Raw genomic sequence first — 16906 nt, forward strand, 5'->3', positions numbered from 1 at the left:
TAAATTCTAGTTGGGCAGATATAATGACAGAACTGGCATATAGCCAATCCCCGAGGAGTCATGCCTGCTTCCGGCACACGCAAAAATGACAGACACTTCCCGGCACGTCTTCTCTCATAGGACAGAAGTACAACGTAGTATCTTCCTCCTGCTTTGTGGTATAATGCACAGCCTCCTGCGGATGTAGTGGCAGCAGACAGACAAAACAGAGATAGATGCAGGGAAGGATGATCCATTTCCAGCTTTCCGGATGATCTGCCATATAGGTTCCAAGGTAAGCTTTCAGCGTATTTTTAAGAGCAGCGATCTGATCGGAGGAGACTTCTCCTTCCGGAGCTTCCGTGCTGTCCATGATTTCCAGCATGGTGCGGCGGTTGTACTGGCTGATATCTGAAATAGTATCTGTCATCAGTTTTTCATATTCTTCTCTGGAAACAGCTTCTTTTAAATGATTCAGAAGGACTGATTTTTTCATATAGATTTCTCTCATACATTCTCTGCTATTCTGGACTCACCGTCACGGTCACAATCACGTAATCGGCAATTCCATACTGTGCATTAACGGAGATTTGACCGTAAAGAGGAATCTGTTCCATGGCATATTGCGTTTGGTCAAGAACCAGATTCATTTTCGACTGGGCTTTTTCCGTGGGGATGTCACATACAATCTGGAACTCCAGAATATCAGATGTCAGGCAGGAATATGCAACTTCCCAGATTTCTGTATCAGAAGAGGGAAAGAAATAAGGTTCTTTCAGGTAAGGGGCAATCGTCAGCTGACGGTTGGATTCAAGATATCGGTCATCATTGCAGGTGTGGCGCTCTTCCGGGTATTCGGCCTGATGAGTTTCTTCCATAATATAATCAGGTACCAGAAAATAATCATAGACGATATTGGAGCCGTCGGAGACTACCTGATTTTCTACCAGTGGATCATCCCAGGTGACATCCATATTGTACCAGATGCCGTCGACCTGCACCTGATTCCAGGCATGGGAGATGGTGCCGCTCCCATTGTCAGCAGTGCCGGAGATCATCAGTTCCGTGAGATCTGCCTGCCCGCAGAGTGCGGAAAATGCCCGGGCATAACCTTCGCAGACAGCCAGATGATCAAACAGGGCACCTTCCGCAGTGAAGACAGAGTCAGGAAGCGTATTGGCCTGCATATTGTCGTAATCATAATTCACAGTTGTTACCAGATGCTGGTGGATGGCAAATACCTTATCATAATCTGACATATCATCAGTAAAAATCTGAGCTGCAATCTGCCGGATTCCAGCGGAATCGGAATTCGTATCTGTGCCGGTGTCAGGACTTACCGCAGATTCCGCAGAAGAATTATCTGCATCATATTCATGATCTGGAAGTTCAGAAGAAGACCCTTCTTGCAGTTCGTCTTCCTGCCGCAGCAAATATTCCTGAAAAGACTGCGGTGCAACTTCCAAAGCATCATCTGACGGCAGAAACTCTGCACATCCCGTCAGCATAAGGACGGTCGCTATACAAAAAAGGCTTTTTTTCATAATAATCCTCATAAAATGAAAATATCAGCAGTTACGATCGAAAAGGTGAACCAATCATTTTCTTACCAGTATAGACAAAAGAAGAACAGTACGCAAGGCTTGCGCAATTAAAAACTCTGGAGTAAAATGAAGAAAATCGCACACATGAGGAGGAGATATCCATGAATATCATCGCAACAGAAAAAGCACCGGGAGCAATCGGACCCTACTCCCAGGGATACGAAGTAAATGGAATGGTTTTTACATCCGGACAGATTCCGGTAGATCCGGCAACTGGCAACATTCCGGAAGGAATTGCTGCTCAGGCTGAGCAGAGCTGCAAGAATGTAGGAGAGATCTTAAAGGCAGCAGGAAGCGGCTATGACAAAGTTGTTAAAACGACATGTTTCCTGGCAGAGATTGCTGACTTCGCGGCATTCAATGAAGTATATGCAAAATATTTTGTATCTAAACCGGCAAGAAGCTGCGTCGCAGTAAAAGATCTTCCGAAGGGAGTGCTCTGCGAGGTAGAGGCAATCGCAGTAAAATAGAACATATGAAAAACGGCTGCTGAAATAAATCTCAGCAGCCATTTTTTATCGTCCGGCAAAACCGGATCACTATTTCACTTCATTCGGGGTCTCTTCGCCGTTCTCATAGAAGCGGATATTCTGCAGCGTAGTCTGGGCAATAGCTGCCAGTGCTTCGCTGGTGAAAAATCCCTGATGAGAAGTGATCATAACATTCGGGAAGGACAGGAGTCTTGCGGTAACGGAATGCTCCAGAATCTCATCGGAACGGTCTTCAAATACGTTCGGGGTCTCCTCCTCATATACATCAAGTCCGACACCGAAGAATTTATGAGCGCGGATACCTTCGATCAGGTCGTCGGTTTTTACAAGTGCGCCTCTGGATGTATTGACCAGAATTACACCATCTTTCATTTTCGAGATCGTCTCGCGATTGATCAGATGATAGGTGTTGTCCATAAGCGGGCAGTGCAGGGAGATCAGATCACTCTGAGCAAGCAGCTCATTGAGTGTGACATAAGTAGTGAACTCCTTGATGGCCGGATTTTCGAATACATCATAAGCGATGATCTTCATGCCGAATCCGTGGCAGATTCTTGCCATGGCAGCGCCGATCTTACCGGTTCCGATGATACCAGCGGTCTTGCCGTGGAAGTTCATACCCATCAGACCGTTCAGGCTGAAGTCATTTTCACGAACCTTTACATATGCTTTGTGCAGATGACGGTTGACAGCCAGTGCCAGTGCCATGGCGTGCTCAGCAACTGCTTCTGGAGAATATCCTGGTACACGATATACTTTGATACCGTATTTTTTAGCGGTATCCATATCTACGTTATTGAATCCCGCACAGCGGAGCAGAATAAATTTTACCCCGCATTCGTGAAGAATATCGATGGTCTCGCCGCAGATGTCGGCACTTACAAAAGCACATACAGCGTCATATCCGTGAGCAAGCTCAGCAGTATTGACCGTCAGTTCAGTTCTTAAAAATTTGACCTCCACATCAGGGTAGTTTACGAGTTCCTTTGTGAAGGATTCTTTATCATAGGTCTTGGAATCAAAGAAAATAACTTTCATAATATGTGATGCCTCCTTGGGATGAATAAGTTGTTATCCTGTATCTGTCCGTTAGTATACGGCATCGTTAAAAAAATATCAAGCACTTATTTGACAAATATTTATCAAACTTTTTGAAAATATTCGTCAGTTTGACGTGAGCAGAATCAGTCGTCCTGCTCAGGAGCACGGATGGCCTGCACCGGAACACCGTTGACTTCGATGGCATCATCAATCTGAATAAGCAGATAGGAACGGCCGTCAATCATGCGTGTTTCCAGAAGAGCGGCTTTTTCGGGACTGACTTTTACGATGACGTCCGGTGTCTTTACTTCCATAGATTTCGTGCTGGTCAGATTGGTAGCGACAAATTCTGTTTTCTCTCCTGCAGTGCTGTTGTACTGCTCTTCAAAATGTTCAAGCACTTCCTCGGAAGCGCCGCTTCTGGCCAGAAGATTTTTTACTTCAGGGGCAGTGAGTGTGGGCGGTTCCGGAAGATCCTTCTTTTCTTCAATCAGCTCGTTCAGATTTTCATGAATATTGACAACTGTCTCATAATCACAGGTGCTGCCGAGAGTTTCCGCTACCAGCTCCGTGAAGGTCTCTTTCTGGCCTTTGGCAGAGAGCGGAGTCTGACAGCCGAATACCTCTTCCATAAGGGCAGGCTGAAGATTCTCAGGATTCTTTGTGTAATAGAGCATACTGTGCAGGTCGGTATTCCTGTCGTTGAAAGCAGGAAACAGGAATCCTGCGTCAGGAGCCTGGACGATCCAGTCGCGGGAACGATCTTCGATGCTGTTTTTCTCCGCATTGTAGCAGAGACCGGCTTTATCAAGTTTTACCGGACAGATACTGCACATGAGATATTCGTAGGTATCATCAGATGCATCGAACATCTCCATGCCGTCCTCTGCTTTTTTGGGGATATCGTAAGCGGCATGAATCAGGATAATATAGTAGTTTTCCCCGTAGGCATAGTTTTTAATGATTTTTTCGTAGAATTCTTCCAGCAGCACGTCATCGGTCAGGCGGCTGTCACGGAGTTTCAAAAGCCAGCTCTGAGTGCCGTCTGGCATTTCCTGAGCAAGAGGAAATTCCATGTTGAGCAGATTTTTTCCGATAGTTCCAGAAAGAGTTTTACGGAAAATTTCATAATATTTAAAAATTTCTTCCTCAGGAAGAGAGAGAAAAGCTTCCTTTAATTCTGTGCGGATCTGTTTTTCTGCATCCACGTAGCAGCCACAGATACGGGTAATGGCGCAGTTTTCATTGGTGAACTGCTTGCGGATTTCAAGGGTTTCTTTTTTATTCATTCGATTTACCTGCTTTTTATGTATTTTTATGATTACCATACCATGAAACTATGAAATTTTCTACATTTTTTCTTGCGGACTGGAAAAGAGGATGGTATTCTGTTTTATGGAAAATGGAAGAAAATTGGAAAAATATTACAGGAGGGATAAGAATGGTTTCGAATCGACTGCTCCAGGATTGCCTGGAAGACTTTCATAGCATTATGCGATTAAATATGGCACTGTACGATCGAAATTGTACATGCGTGGCCGGAGAAGAAGAAAAAGTTCCGGAACTGGATATATTTCATACATTCTGCAATTCTGCTGCAGATATGCAGGCACTGGGAACGAGATATCTGTTTAAGGTAGGAGCGCAGGAACCAACCTATATTTTATCAGTCAGTGGGGACAGCAAGGATATTTATCCCATGGGACAGCTTGCAGTAAAACAGCTGGAACGAATTCTTGAGATGGGATACAGCAGAGAGGACAGAAATCAGTTTATTCACAATCTGCTCCTTGATAACCTGCTTCCTGTAGATATTGTCAGCTATGCGAAGCAGATGCACATCGGACCGGAGTTCCGCTGGGCAGTGCTTCTGGTGGAAGGAACGGGATGTGAAGCATTTGACATACAGAATATTCTGAAAAATGCACTGTCAGGAAGAACGTCTGATTTTATTGCCCCAATGGAGGAAAACTGCGTCGTTGTAGTCCGCAGACTGGAAGAGCAGGAAGGGGAAAAGGAGATGGAAGAGCTGGCACACGAGCTGACAGATGCGGTAAGTGTTGAGACCAGATGCCGTATCCGTACTTCCTGCGGAACGATTGCCTTATCTTTAAAGGAAGTTTCCCGTTCTTATAAGGAAGCGAAGATGGCACTGGAAGTGGCAGCAATCTTCTATAAAGAGAAAAATGTAATTACATATGAAGAGCTTGGCATTGGACGTTTGATTTATCAGCTCCCGATTCCGCTCTGCGAGATGTTCCTGAAAGAAGTGTTTGGTGATTACAATCCATCTTCTCTCGATGAGGAGATTTTGACGACAGTTTATCAGTTTATGGAAAATGATCTGAACCTTTCGGAAACGAGCCGACAGCTGTTTGTACACAGGAACACGTTGGTATACCGTCTGGAAAAACTTCAGAAAACCATCGGACTTGACATCCGCAAATTTGAAGATGCCATGATTTTCAAGATCGCCATGATGGTATCGGATTATATGAAATATTTGAGAGAGAGACAGTTATAAGACATGGAACTGAAATTAGCTACATTTTTGATTGTATGTCCGCTGGTATTTCTGGCAGGCTTTGTAGATGCCATCGGAGGAGGAGGCGGACTCATTTCGCTTCCTGCCTATCTGCTGGCAGGAGTACCGGTGCATTTTGCACTGGCAACCAATAAAATGTCTTCGGCATCTGGAACCCTGATTTCCACCGTACGGATCTGCAGATCGATTAAGATTCGCTGGAAGCTGGCTATTCCGGCGGTTGCCTGCGCGTTGGCAGGCTCATATATCGGAACAAGACTCAGTCTTTTGACAGATGAGAAAATTCTTCGGTATGTGTTGATCGTGGTACTGCCGGTGGTTGCATTTTTCGTATTGAGAAAAAATTCACTGGTGTCGGAGAAGGCGAAAAGGCTGGATGAGAAAAAAGAGATGGCGGTCTCCTGGATCAGTGCATTTCTGATCGGAATCTATGACGGATTTTACGGACCTGGAACCGGTACATTCCTGATTTTGATTTTTATGGGACTCGCACATATGACTTCTATGGAAGCAGCTGCCTACACGAAGATCGTGAACTTAAGTTCCAATATTGCTTCACTGGTGACTTTTCTGGTGAGCGGGCAGGTGATTCTGCCGTTGGGACTGGCAGCGGCTGTTTTCAGCATAGCAGGACACTATACCGGAGCCGGCATGGTTCTGAAAAACGGAACGAAAATTATTCGGCCGATTATTCTGGTGGTACTGGCCCTTCTGTTTGTTAAAATTGTATTCAATCTGTAAAGAAAAAGCAGGATCTCAACAAATGAAGATTCCTGCTTTTTTGTTTCATGTTTCTATAAACGTTTCACATCATTGCAAATGTTTCATTATTTTTCAGTCGCTTTTAATGCTTCTTCTACGGTGGCCATAGCGCGGTCACGAAGACCTTTTGCCGTATTCGGGGAAGAGAAAATACACAGAACCTTCAGATTCTCTGTTCCGGTATTGGTGATCTGATGCATCACTTTTGGCGGTGCAACAATCATGGAATCCGGTACAAATGGATATTCAACACCGTCTACCATGGCAACACCGGTTCCGGAGATGCAGTACATGGCTTCGGTCTGGGTGTCATGGGAATGAACATCTATCGTACATCCCGGGTCCCATTCTGTCATATGCACGGAGAAGGCGCAGTCGGTGATTTTATCGTCATCTCCCATGAAAATCGGGGTTATGGCGCGGTTGAAAGGAGCCGGAATCCGGATGGAATTTTTTGGATCATAAGTATAATACATGGAATGTACCTCCACAAAATAGAAAATTGATATCCTCATAGTACCATGTGCAGGAAGTTCAGTCAATTGAAAAAAAGACCGGATAGTGCAATTATACTTTTAAATGGTTGAAAAGTACAACGTTTTTGTGTAATATTACAACTATAAAGCCACAATGATTGCAAAAACTGCAACAGAAACAAATGTTTCTCAGTTACACAAAACCGGTTTGAGGACAAAGTATCTAAAGAAGAGGTGACCAAATTGTTAAAAATGTGAAAAAAACTGGTTGAGCGCGATCTTGGCACTAACATTGCTCTATATAGTGGCAGAATGACTTAGTAAAAATGAAAATAAAATAGAAAGGAGGTTCAGGAGACTCCCTTTAGATGAGAGGATGCCAAAAACTGCAAAAGCAGACAAGCTAAGAAACTAATTAATAAAACGAGGTGAAAGAATATGGATTTGTTTGTTTTGATTTTATCATTCTTCGTTATGCTTTTCCTGGGAATTCCGATTGCGTTTGCACTCTGCCTGTCTTCCCTGCTGTACATGGTTCTTTACTCCAGTGTACCGCTGATCATTATCGGACAGCAGATGTTAAAGGGTGTTGATTCCTTTACCCTTCTCGCAATTCCATTTTTCATTATCGCAGGAAGCCTGATGACGAATGGTGGTATTTCCAAGAGAATTGTTAACTTTGCAAAACAGCTGGTAGGCTGGATGCCGGGTGGACTTGCAGTCGTAGATATTGTTGCATCTATGATTTTCGCAGCTATGACCGGTGCAGGCGCAGCAACCACCGCAGCAGTTGGTGGTATGATGATTCCTCATATGGAAGAAGAAGGATATGACCCTGGATTCGCAAGTGCTATTCAGGCAATGGGTGGTGTGTTCGGACCGATTATCCCGCCGAGTACCCTGATGGTATTGTATGCTGTAGCATCCGGCGAATCTGTTGGAGGAATGTTCCTGGGCGGTATTCTTCCGGGACTCTATCTTGGACTGGTTCTGATCATCGTAGTTGTTATGATGTGTAAGAAAAAAGGTTACGGCGGCGGTGCAAAATTTGATGGAAAAGCATTCGTCAAAGCAACCGTAGATGCATTCTGGGCACTGCTTGCTCCGATCATCATTCTTGGTGGTATCTATTCCGGTATCATGACTCCTACCGAGTCTTCCGCAGTATGCTGTTTCTACTGTATGATCGTAGGTCTCTTTATTTACAGAGAGCTGAGTGTAAAAGATCTGGTAAAAGTAGTAGCAGAAGGTGTTAAGAGTTCCGCAGGTATCATGCTGATCGTAGCAGCAACTCAGGTATTTGGATGGGTACTGACCCGTGCACAGATTCCGCAGACGATTGCCAAGATGTTCACCGAGAACGTAAGCAACGGTACCGTATTCCTGTTCGCTGTCTGCCTGATTCTTCTGGTAGCAGGATGTTTCATCGATGCAGTTCCGGCTCTGCTGATTTTTGCACCGATCTTCTGCCCGACAGCTCAGGCTTATGGACTGAACATGGTTCATTTCGGTGTTGTTATGGTCGTAGTTCTCTGTATCGGTCTTGCAACTCCGCCGGTAGGTATTAACCTTTATGTAGCATCCAGTGTTGGCGGTCAGCCGGTACATAAGATCATTCCGCATCTGCCGATTCCGCTTCTGACGATTGCAATCGCAACGATCGTTTTGATCCTTTGCCCGCCAATCGTAACACTGCTTCCGACTCTGTTCGGCTAATACACAGTATTTAAATTTGAAAAAATGATATATGAAAAGGAGATTACAACAATGAAAAAGAGATTAATCGCACTTAGCCTGGTACTGGCAATGGCTGCAACCGCAACTGCATGTGGAGGAAGCAAATCTGACAGCGCAGCAGCTGACACAAGCGCAGCAAGCGACAGCGCAGACGCATCTGCTGATTCTGCTGATGCTTCCACAGAGGGGGGAGTAACCGGAGATTACAGAGAGCTTTCTCTGTTCGCTGGTTCTATTCCGGAGAACACCCCGACTGGTGGTGCACTGGCAGCTATGGCTGATTACATCAACGAGAATTCCAACGGAACTCTGAACGCAATTGCTTACTATGATACTGCACTTGGTGATGCTACTTCCATGGTACAGGGACTGCAGCAGGGAACTGTAGATATCGGAGTATCCGGTACTGCATATTTCTCTGGTCTGAACCCTGAGATCGAAGTATTCCAGCTTCCGTTCCTGTTCGAGGATCTGGAGACTGCACGTAAAGCAACCTCCGGCGCAGCAGCTGAGAAGATCAATGCAGATATGGAGCAGTATGGTGTCGTAGGACTTTCCTTCTGGGAGAACGGCTTCCGTGAGCTGTCCAATGACATCAGAGAGGTTAAGACTCCGGATGATCTGAAAGGAATCAAGATGAGAGTTCTTCCGGCTGAGGTTCAGCAGAAGACATGGGAGGCTCTTGGTGTTCAGACTACTGCTATGGATGCTTCCGAGCTGTACACCGGACTTCAGACTGGTATCATCGATGCACAGGACAACCCGCTGCATGAGATCGTATCCCGTAAACTTTACGAGGTTCAGCCGTATGTCAGCCTGACAGACGCTACCTACACTCCTTTCTACATGGCAGCAAGCAAACTTACCTGGGATGAACTGTCTGAGTCTCAGCAGGCTCTGATCAAAGAGGCAGCTGAGGTAGGCCGTGAGAAACAGTTCGAGCTGACTGACGCAGCACAGGCTGAGGCTCTTCAGACTCTGAAAGATAACGGCGTAACTGTAACTGAGGATGTTGATAAAGAGGCATTCAAGGCTATCGCTGAGCAGCAGTGGACTGTATTCACAGATGCTTGTGGAACTGAGCTTCTTGACATGGTACAGGCTGGAGAATAAGTATTAACTGATTTCCAGAAAAGGGGTACACATATATGAGACGTATTGTGGATTTAACTCTTCCGATTGAAGAGCACTGGCGTTACGGAATCAAAATTTTGCCGGGTAAAACCCATGCAAATGGTGATCCGTGGCAGAACGTAAGTTATAATCTGGAGTCTCACTGGTTCACCCATATTGATTTTCCGCTTCATTTTGATCCGAACGGAAAGACATCGGATGACTATCCGCTTCAGGACTGGGCAATCACAGATTGCCTGGTTCTGGATTTCTCAGATTGCGGAGACAATACGGCAATTACTGGAGAGATGCTGGAAAAGGCGAATGAAAAATACAAAGACAAACATTTTGACAGCCTTCTGATCCGTACGGACCGCGGCAGAAAAGTGGATTGGAAGACGACAGAATTCTGGGATACCTCACCGTATCTGACAGAGGATGCCGGAATCTGGATTAAAAATTATAACCCGAAGGTAGTGGGCTATGATTTCCCGCAGGATTATGCGATTCGTGAAATCCGTACCATGAAACCGGGACAGCCAATCATTCAGCCAGTACATGAGCATGTGCTGAAAGAGGGGAAGATTCTTCAGATCGAGTATATGACAGATCTGTGGAAGATCGGCTCTGACACCTGTCAGCTGGTTGCGCTTCCTCTGAAACTGATGCATGCTGATGGCGGACAGATCCGCGTGGTTGCAGTGGTTGAAGAATAGGAGAACTGAGAATATGAAAAACGCTCTTGATAAATTTGTTTCAGGACTGAATTTCATCTTCGGAATTGTAGGAATTATCATGGTATTTATTGCTACGTATGCAGTACTGGCAAGAAATGTCCTGATTGTTTCCACTCCGTGGAGTGATGAGCTTCTGAAGCTCCTCTTCGTATGGTCCATCTATGTTGGATCTGCAATTCTGTTTATGAATGACGGACTGATCTCCCTGACACTCGTTGAGGATGGATACAAAGAAAAGAAACCGGTTGTATACGGCGTGCTGAAAGCAATTCAGTATATTGCAGCAATTGGTATCTGCGGCCTGGTTACTTCCCAGCTGTTTACCATCGTTGGTACTCAGATGAACACCGGAGAGGCTACCACCGTTCTAAAATACCCGCTGTGGGTAATGAACCTTGGAATGCTTCTTGGACTTGCCCTGATTGTAATCCTCGGAGTCGTAAAACTGATTGGTTTAAAAGAATATTTCGTGAAGAAGGCAGCATAAGAGATGAAAAAATATATTGATTTGACATTGCCGATTGTCCCGCACTGGAGATGCCTGCATGAGGATGAAATCATCGAAAAATGCTCTACTGACAAGGGAGATCCGGCAAGTGTAACCAGATTCCCGCTGCAGACCCACTGGTATACGCACATTGATGCGCCGATTCATCAGTTTGCAGGCGGTAAGACACTGAATGATTTTCCGCTGTCTTCCCTGTTCGGAAAGGCAACGATCCTGGATGTCAGCTATGTAAAAGACAATCAGGAGATCACCGCTGAAATGCTGAAAGAAGCGCTTGGTGATGATGAACCGACCAAGATCATTCTCATCAAGACCTGCTGGGAAGATTCCAGAGGTGTGGAGAATGCATTCAATTTCTGGCAGTCTCATGATTACTGGGATGAAGCTCCGTATATGTCCAAAGAAGCAGCTGACTGGCTAACTTCCCTGAAACCGGACGTGATCGGATTCGATTTTCCTCAGGATTATGACATCAGAAAACTGCGTTTTGGCGTAGATGAGCGTCATTGCTATCTGACGACTCATCGTCATTGTCTGAAATATGATATTATGATGATCGAGTACATGCATAATATGAGAGAAGTGAAAGACAAATTCGTAGAGTTTGTAGGACTTCCAACTGCTCTTGAAAATGCAAATGGTGCACAGATCCGCTGCGTAGCCATCACAGAAGAATAATGATAAAAAAATTCCGCAGTTCCGGTTTCCCGGCCTGCGGAATTTTTTGTCCTCTGCACGGACAGACAGTGCAGAGGACGTATCTGTTTCTTATACTTCAAACATCAGGTCACCATAGGAAGGCATCGGCCATACTTCCTTATCAACCAGCATTTCCAGACTGTCGATAGGACTTCTCAGAGCGTCCATGGCAGTCATTACATGATCGTGATAATAATGTGCACGTTCTTCGTTATCCTGAATGCCGGAAGCCTCAGCGGTCACTTTGCGGAGTACCCGGACAGCGGCATTGGCTTCGTTGAGCAGGGACATGATATCTCTGAGCAGTTCGGACTGAACGGTCGGAGCCACGTCAATCGCTTTCAGAGACTGAATGATACCGGACAGTGTACCGGTGTATTCGATGACAGCCGGAAGAATCTGTTTTACAGTCATATCAATCATGGTCAGCGCTTCGATGTTTACGGCTTTATTGTAACTCTCGTATTTGATCTCGGCACGGGAGTGAAGCTCTGCGGCGTTAAATACATGGAACCGCTCAAACATCTGGATGGATTTATCCGTTACCAGGGCCGGGATAGCGTCTACCATGGATTTCAGATTCGGCAGACCACGGCGTTTTGCTTCTTCCACCCATTCCTCAGAATATCCGTTGCCTCCGAAGATGATCTTCTGATGCTCAGAAATATACTGGATGGTCAGGTCATGCAGTGCAGTATCGAAATCTTCTGCTTTTTCAAGAATGTCGCAGGCGTCTGCGAATGCCTCTGCAACGATGGTGTTGATGACAACGGTGGAGTGGGTTACGGAGTCTCTGGAACCAACCATACGGAACTCAAATTTATTATTGGTAAACGCAAAGGGTGATGTACGGTTTCTGTCGGTGGCATCCTTGGTAAAGTCCGGGAGTGTCTTTACACCAGTATGGAGTTTGTGGCCTCTCAGACTGTGAGTGGCATTTCCGGTACTTAAGAGCTGCGCCAGAACATCGTCCAGCTGTTCTCCGAGGAAGACGGAGACGATGGCTGGAGGAGCTTCATGAGCACCCAGACGATGGTCGTTTCCTACATTTGCAGCAGACTCACGGAGAAGATCTGCATGAATATCAACCGCCTTCAGGATGCAGGCGAGAATCAGCAGGAACTGGCGGTTCTCGTGGGGGCGTTTGCCCGGATCAAGAAGATTGATGCCGTCATCGGTGGTCAGGGACCAGTTGTTATGTTTACCGGATCCATTGACACCGGCAAAGGGTTTCTCATGGAGCAGGCAGACCAGACCCTGCTGTGCTGCGACTCTCTTTAAGGTCTGCATCATAATCTGGTTATGGTCTGCAGCGACATTGGCCTCGGCGTAGATCGGAGCAAGCTCATGCTGGGCAGGAGCCACCTCGTTATGCTGGGTCTTGGCTGGGACGCCCATTTTCCAGAGCTCTTCGTTGACCTGTCTCATGTAACCGCCGACTCTCTGACGGAGGGTTCCGAAGTAATGATCGTCAAGCTCCTGTCCCTTCGGCGGCATGGCGCCGAACAGGGTACGGCCGGTATAGATCAGGTCTTTTCTCTGCAAATATTTATTACGGTCAATCAGGAAATACTCCTGCTCGGCGCCGATGGAGGGTACTACCTTGCGGGATGTAGTGTTTCCAAAAAGCCGAAGGAGACGTAAAGACTGCTCCTGAACAGCCTCCATGGAACGCAGAAGTGGAGTCTTCTGATCCAGTGCTTCACCGGTGAAGGAACAGAATGCGGTGGGAATACAGAGAATGGCACCTGCAGCATCCTCACGGATAAAAGCAGGGGAAGTGCAGTCCCATGTAGTGTATCCTCTTGCCTCAAAAGTTGCGCGCAGTCCGCCGGAGGGGAAAGACGAGGCATCCGGTTCGCCCTTGATCAGGTCTTTTCCGGAGAACTCCATAAGGACGGAGCCTTCCTCGTTGGGCGGAGTGATGAAGGAGTCATGCTTCTCAGCCGTAAAACCGGTCAGAGGCTGAAACCAGTGAGTATAATGGGTTGCCCCTTTTTCAATGGCCCATTTCTTGATGGCTGCTGCAACCACATCAGCAATGGCCGGATCCAGTTCTTTTCTTCCTTCGATTGTTTTTTTCAGTTCATAGTAGACACTTTTGGGAAGGTACTGTCTCATAGCCTTGTCGTTGAATACATTTGTTCCGAAGATATCCATGATTGAATTCGTATTTTCCATAGTAATTCCTTTCTCTTGAGAGTATTAGGACTTCTTCCGCCGGATGTGATGATACCGACATTCTTCTTAAAGATACAATATCTGAAAAAAAAGCACAATAGTCTTTGGGAAAAAACTTCTAATTGTAATATGCATGGAAAAATCCTATACTAGAAGTAGGATTTCTAATTGATACGATGAAAGGGGAGGATATTTATGGGGATGAATGATACACCGTCGGGAGAGAGGGTGCATATTGGATTTTTCGGAAGAAGAAATGCAGGCAAATCCAGTTTGGTTAATGCCGTGACCGGCCAGGATCTGGCTGTCGTATCGGATACCAGAGGAACGACCACTGATCCGGTCCGGAAGGCAATGGAACTCCTTCCCATGGGGCCGGTTCTCATTATCGATACGCCGGGATTTGACGACGAAGGAACTCTTGGGGAATTAAGAGTCCGTAAGACCCGGCAGATTCTGAATAAGACGGATGTAGCCGTGCTGGTGGCAGATGTACAGGAAGGTCTGAAGACCTGCGATCAGGAACTGTTGGAGCTGTTCCGGGCAAAAGGGATTCCTTATCTTATTGCCTGGAATAAGAGTGATCTGCTGAAAGAGATTCCGGAGGCAGGGGAACAGGAAATCTACGTAAGCGCACAGGAACAGTTTCAGATCTGGGAGTTGAAAGAGAAAATTGCCCGTCTGGGGCAGGATTTTGCCGAACAGAAAGTGCTGGTGCGTGATCTTTTAAAACCGGGAGATGTAGTTGTGCTGGTCATTCCTATTGATACGGCAGCGCCGAAAGGACGGCTTATTCTGCCCCAGCAGCAGGTGATCCGGGATGTTCTGGAAGAGGGTGCATCGGCTCTTTGTGTCCGTAACACAGAGCTCACAGAAACGCTGCAGGCTTTGAAAGAGCCGCCTGCCCTGGTGATTACGGACAGCCAGGTGTTTAAAGAAGTGGATGCCAAAGTACCGGAGCATATTTTACTGACCTCTTTTTCCATTCTGATGGCCCGTTATAAAGGATTTCTGGAAGAAGCGGTTCATGGCGTGGAAGCGGTGGCAAAGCTGCAGGATGGAGACCGGGTTCTCATTGCAGAAGGCTGTACCCATCACCGGCAGTGCGACGACATTGGCAGCGTGAAGATTCCGCGGTGGTTACGGAATTACACAGGCCGAGAGGTGGAGATTGTGACCTGTTCCGGTACGGAATTTCCGGAGGATCTGTCCCCCTATGCAATGGTCATTCACTGCGGCGGCTGCATGCTCAATGAGCGGGAAGTCCGTTACCGGATGAAATGCGCCCAGGATCAGGGTGTACCATTTACCAATTACGGAATTGCCATTGCAGAAATGCAGGGAATTTTAAGAAGAAGTATCAAAGTGTTAAATAAGGAAATATAAGGAGTAGACAGACGTGAAAATATCGACAAGAGGAAGATATGCACTTCGGATGATGCTGGATATGGCACTTGCTGATTCCGGAAAACCGGTGCGGGTAAAAGAGATTGCCGAGCGACAGGAGATTTCAGAAAAATATATGGAGCAGATTATGTCCATTCTGAACAAGGCTGGATTTGTACGGAGTGTCCGTGGCCCTCAGGGAGGTTATTTCCTGACCAGAAAGCCGGAAGAGTATACAGTAGGCATGATTCTCAGACTGACAGAAGGAAGCTTAAGTCCGGTGGACTGTCTGGACGAAGGAGCAGAGAACTGCCCACGGCAGGAAAGCTGTGTGACATTTATCCTGTGGAAACAGCTGAATGATGCCATTCGTGGTGTGGTAGATAAGGTAACACTTCAGGATCTGGTAGACTGGAGTCAGGTACAGGGGCAGGACTACTGTATATGATATCAGAGGAAAAAAGAAGGAGCCACACAATGCAGGCAGAGAAATCAGAACTTCAGAAAATCATTCAGACGATCTGGAGCAGTGAGTTATATAAAATCATACTAAGCAATCCGACAGGAGAGGGAACCTATCGGAAAATTGTCCTGAACCGGCAGAAAAAGGGCTGGCAGGCGGAACAGTATACAGAGAAACAGGTATTTCATGAAAATCTTCCGGAAGGAAAGGTACAGGATTACCTGATGGAAAATATGAGCAGCGCATTCCGGCAGTGCGGTGCCTGGGATGGAACCTTTGAGCATACAGTGCGGATTTCCAAAAAGGGAAAAGTAACCGGTATGAAGAAACGGACGGCGCAGACGGAGGCACCGAAGGCGAAGATGGAGAATAATCGGAAGAAAAATTATCTGCTGGAAGAAGGAACCGTCATCCCGCCGTTGGTGGATATGGGGATTTTTACCGCTGAAGGAAAAGTGGTCCGTTCCATGTATGACAAGTACCGTCAGATTAATCGGTTTGTGGAACTGATAGATGATGAGATCGACGCACTTCCCAAGGATCAGACCATCCGTATCATTGACTTTGGATGCGGAAAATCCTATCTGACCTTTATTCTTTATTATTATCTGGTGGAATTGAAGAAGCGGGACGTGGAGATTACCGGCCTGGACTTAAAAGCTGATGTGATCGCCCACTGTAACAAGGCAGCAGAGAAATACGGTTATGACAAGCTTCATTTCCAGGTAGGAGACATTGGAGGATATGAGACAGAGGAACAGATTGACATGGTCATTTCTCTTCATGCCTGTGATACGGCTACGGATTATGCCCTGTATCATGCCATCCGCTGGAAAGCAAAGCTTATTTTTTCCGTGCCATGCTGCCAGCATGAATTAAATAAACAGATGAAGAGTGACAATCTGTCTATTCTGACACGCTATGGAATTGTAAAGGAGCGGACGGCAGCACTGATGACGGATGCCATCCGTGGCAATCTTCTGACAGAGAGCGGTTACCGGACCCAGCTGCTGGAATTCGTGGATCTGTCCCATACGCCGAAGAATCTTCTGATTCGTGCGGTGCGTTCCATGATTCCGGCGTCTGCGAAGAAACAGGCACGGGCAGAGGTGGATGCCATCGAGAAAGAGTTCGGATTACAGCCGACACTGGATACACTTTTACATGGAAAGGAAGCCTGAAAT

The 16906-nt window shown here is 46.3% G+C and carries 17 protein-coding genes; 11 read left to right on the plus strand and 6 right to left on the minus strand.

All coding sequences use genetic code 11. The annotated features are described in order from the left end of the window. Positions 1–58: 58 nt before the first annotated feature. Positions 59–490: a DUF2115 family protein gene (locus tag LKD36_RS08830; RefSeq protein WP_308459389.1), complete on the minus strand. Its 432-nt coding sequence runs from the start codon at positions 488–490 to the stop codon at positions 59–61. Between the two features lie 10 nt (positions 491–500). After that, positions 501–1523, minus strand: coding sequence for a transglutaminase domain-containing protein (locus LKD36_RS08835; RefSeq protein ID WP_308459390.1), 1023 nt, complete (start codon positions 1521–1523; stop codon positions 501–503). A gap of 161 nt (positions 1524–1684) precedes the next feature. Between LKD36_RS08835 and LKD36_RS08840 the strand changes: the two genes are divergently transcribed. Further along, positions 1685–2053: a RidA family protein gene (locus LKD36_RS08840; protein ID WP_118770983.1), complete on the plus strand. Its 369-nt coding sequence runs from the start codon at positions 1685–1687 to the stop codon at positions 2051–2053. Positions 2054–2122: 69 nt separating this feature from the next. On the opposite strand, the gene LKD36_RS08845 is transcribed toward LKD36_RS08840, so the two are convergent. Together LKD36_RS08845 and LKD36_RS08850 are read right to left on the minus strand one after the other, a co-directional pair. Beyond that, entirely contained in the window at positions 2123–3112 is a 990-nt protein-coding gene (locus tag LKD36_RS08845) for a 2-hydroxyacid dehydrogenase (protein WP_308459391.1), read from the minus strand. A gap of 146 nt (positions 3113–3258) precedes the next feature. Next, positions 3259–4404: a DUF4317 domain-containing protein gene (locus tag LKD36_RS08850; RefSeq protein ID WP_308459392.1), complete on the minus strand. Its 1146-nt coding sequence runs from the start codon at positions 4402–4404 to the stop codon at positions 3259–3261. 152 nt (positions 4405–4556) lie between these two features. Here LKD36_RS08850 and LKD36_RS08855 point away from each other — a divergent pair, with 152 nt between their 5' ends. Both LKD36_RS08855 and LKD36_RS08860 read left to right on the plus strand, forming a co-directional pair. Continuing rightward, complete coding sequence (locus tag LKD36_RS08855; RefSeq protein WP_308459393.1) at positions 4557–5639, plus strand: PucR family transcriptional regulator; 1083 nt, start codon at positions 4557–4559, stop codon at positions 5637–5639. A gap of 3 nt (positions 5640–5642) precedes the next feature. Continuing rightward, a complete protein-coding gene (locus LKD36_RS08860; RefSeq protein ID WP_308459394.1) occupies positions 5643–6401 on the plus strand; it encodes a sulfite exporter TauE/SafE family protein in 759 nt (252 codons plus the stop codon). Positions 6402–6487: 86 nt separating this feature from the next. Here the strand turns inward: LKD36_RS08860 and LKD36_RS08865 are convergent, their stop codons facing one another. Beyond that, entirely contained in the window at positions 6488–6898 is a 411-nt protein-coding gene (locus tag LKD36_RS08865) for a cupin domain-containing protein (protein WP_308459395.1), read from the minus strand. 438 nt (positions 6899–7336) lie between these two features. Between LKD36_RS08865 and LKD36_RS08870 the strand changes: the two genes are divergently transcribed. From LKD36_RS08870 to LKD36_RS08890, 5 genes are read left to right on the plus strand one after another with little or no spacing between them, the layout of a single operon-like run. Continuing rightward, positions 7337–8614: a TRAP transporter large permease gene (locus LKD36_RS08870; protein WP_308459396.1), complete on the plus strand. Its 1278-nt coding sequence runs from the start codon at positions 7337–7339 to the stop codon at positions 8612–8614. A 51-nt stretch (positions 8615–8665) separates the two neighbouring features. Next, complete coding sequence (locus LKD36_RS08875; RefSeq protein ID WP_308459397.1) at positions 8666–9748, plus strand: DctP family TRAP transporter solute-binding subunit; 1083 nt, start codon at positions 8666–8668, stop codon at positions 9746–9748. A gap of 35 nt (positions 9749–9783) precedes the next feature. After that, on the plus strand, positions 9784–10464 hold the full coding sequence (locus LKD36_RS08880) for a cyclase family protein (protein ID WP_118770975.1): 681 nt from the start codon (positions 9784–9786) through the stop codon (positions 10462–10464). A 13-nt stretch (positions 10465–10477) separates the two neighbouring features. Then, positions 10478–10972 (plus strand): TRAP transporter small permease, encoded by a 495-nt coding sequence (locus LKD36_RS08885; protein ID WP_308459398.1) that lies wholly within the window; start codon positions 10478–10480, stop codon positions 10970–10972. 3 nt (positions 10973–10975) lie between these two features. Continuing rightward, on the plus strand, positions 10976–11671 hold the full coding sequence (locus LKD36_RS08890; RefSeq protein ID WP_308459399.1) for a cyclase family protein: 696 nt from the start codon (positions 10976–10978) through the stop codon (positions 11669–11671). Between the two features lie 90 nt (positions 11672–11761). On the opposite strand, the gene LKD36_RS08895 is transcribed toward LKD36_RS08890, so the two are convergent. After that, positions 11762–13873, minus strand: coding sequence for a glutamine synthetase III family protein (locus LKD36_RS08895; RefSeq protein WP_308459400.1), 2112 nt, complete (start codon positions 13871–13873; stop codon positions 11762–11764). Positions 13874–14068: 195 nt separating this feature from the next. Here LKD36_RS08895 and hydF point away from each other — a divergent pair, with 195 nt between their 5' ends. The 3 genes from hydF to LKD36_RS08910 are packed head-to-tail and all read left to right on the plus strand — an operon-like array spanning position 14069 to position 16903. Next, complete coding sequence (gene hydF, locus LKD36_RS08900; RefSeq protein ID WP_308459401.1) at positions 14069–15259, plus strand: [FeFe] hydrogenase H-cluster maturation GTPase HydF; 1191 nt, start codon at positions 14069–14071, stop codon at positions 15257–15259. 13 nt (positions 15260–15272) lie between these two features. After that, positions 15273–15707, plus strand: coding sequence for an RrF2 family transcriptional regulator (locus LKD36_RS08905; protein WP_118770970.1), 435 nt, complete (start codon positions 15273–15275; stop codon positions 15705–15707). A gap of 29 nt (positions 15708–15736) precedes the next feature. Next, the gene (locus tag LKD36_RS08910) at positions 15737–16903 is read left to right on the plus strand and encodes a class I SAM-dependent methyltransferase (protein ID WP_308459402.1); all 1167 of its coding nucleotides are present in this window, start codon (positions 15737–15739) and stop codon (positions 16901–16903) included. The last annotated feature ends 3 nt before the right edge of the window (positions 16904–16906 follow it).

The organism is Hominiventricola filiformis (genome assembly GCF_020686965.1).
GTDB classification, from domain to species: domain Bacteria; phylum Bacillota; class Clostridia; order Lachnospirales; family Lachnospiraceae; genus Hominiventricola; species Hominiventricola filiformis.

What these genes read in the sequence shown, in the direction of transcription:
- LKD36_RS08830 (WP_308459389.1), bottom strand. Translation starts at nt 490, where the DNA reads ATGAGAGAAATCTATATGAAAAAATCAGTCCTTCTGAATCATTTAAAA.
- LKD36_RS08835 (WP_308459390.1), bottom strand. Translation starts at nt 1,523, where the DNA reads ATGAAAAAAAGCCTTTTTTGTATAGCGACCGTCCTTATGCTGACGGGA.
- LKD36_RS08840 (WP_118770983.1), top strand. Translation starts at nt 1,685, where the DNA reads ATGAATATCATCGCAACAGAAAAAGCACCGGGAGCAATCGGACCCTAC.
- LKD36_RS08845 (WP_308459391.1), bottom strand. Translation starts at nt 3,112, where the DNA reads ATGAAAGTTATTTTCTTTGATTCCAAGACCTATGATAAAGAATCCTTC.
- LKD36_RS08850 (WP_308459392.1), bottom strand. Translation starts at nt 4,404, where the DNA reads ATGAATAAAAAAGAAACCCTTGAAATCCGCAAGCAGTTCACCAATGAA.
- LKD36_RS08855 (WP_308459393.1), top strand. Translation starts at nt 4,557, where the DNA reads ATGGTTTCGAATCGACTGCTCCAGGATTGCCTGGAAGACTTTCATAGC.
- LKD36_RS08860 (WP_308459394.1), top strand. Translation starts at nt 5,643, where the DNA reads ATGGAACTGAAATTAGCTACATTTTTGATTGTATGTCCGCTGGTATTT.
- LKD36_RS08865 (WP_308459395.1), bottom strand. Translation starts at nt 6,898, where the DNA reads ATGTATTATACTTATGATCCAAAAAATTCCATCCGGATTCCGGCTCCT.
- LKD36_RS08870 (WP_308459396.1), top strand. Translation starts at nt 7,337, where the DNA reads ATGGATTTGTTTGTTTTGATTTTATCATTCTTCGTTATGCTTTTCCTG.
- LKD36_RS08875 (WP_308459397.1), top strand. Translation starts at nt 8,666, where the DNA reads ATGAAAAAGAGATTAATCGCACTTAGCCTGGTACTGGCAATGGCTGCA.
- LKD36_RS08880 (WP_118770975.1), top strand. Translation starts at nt 9,784, where the DNA reads ATGAGACGTATTGTGGATTTAACTCTTCCGATTGAAGAGCACTGGCGT.
- LKD36_RS08885 (WP_308459398.1), top strand. Translation starts at nt 10,478, where the DNA reads ATGAAAAACGCTCTTGATAAATTTGTTTCAGGACTGAATTTCATCTTC.
- LKD36_RS08890 (WP_308459399.1), top strand. Translation starts at nt 10,976, where the DNA reads ATGAAAAAATATATTGATTTGACATTGCCGATTGTCCCGCACTGGAGA.
- LKD36_RS08895 (WP_308459400.1), bottom strand. Translation starts at nt 13,873, where the DNA reads ATGGAAAATACGAATTCAATCATGGATATCTTCGGAACAAATGTATTC.
- hydF (WP_308459401.1), top strand. Translation starts at nt 14,069, where the DNA reads ATGGGGATGAATGATACACCGTCGGGAGAGAGGGTGCATATTGGATTT.
- LKD36_RS08910 (WP_308459402.1), top strand. Translation starts at nt 15,737, where the DNA reads ATGCAGGCAGAGAAATCAGAACTTCAGAAAATCATTCAGACGATCTGG.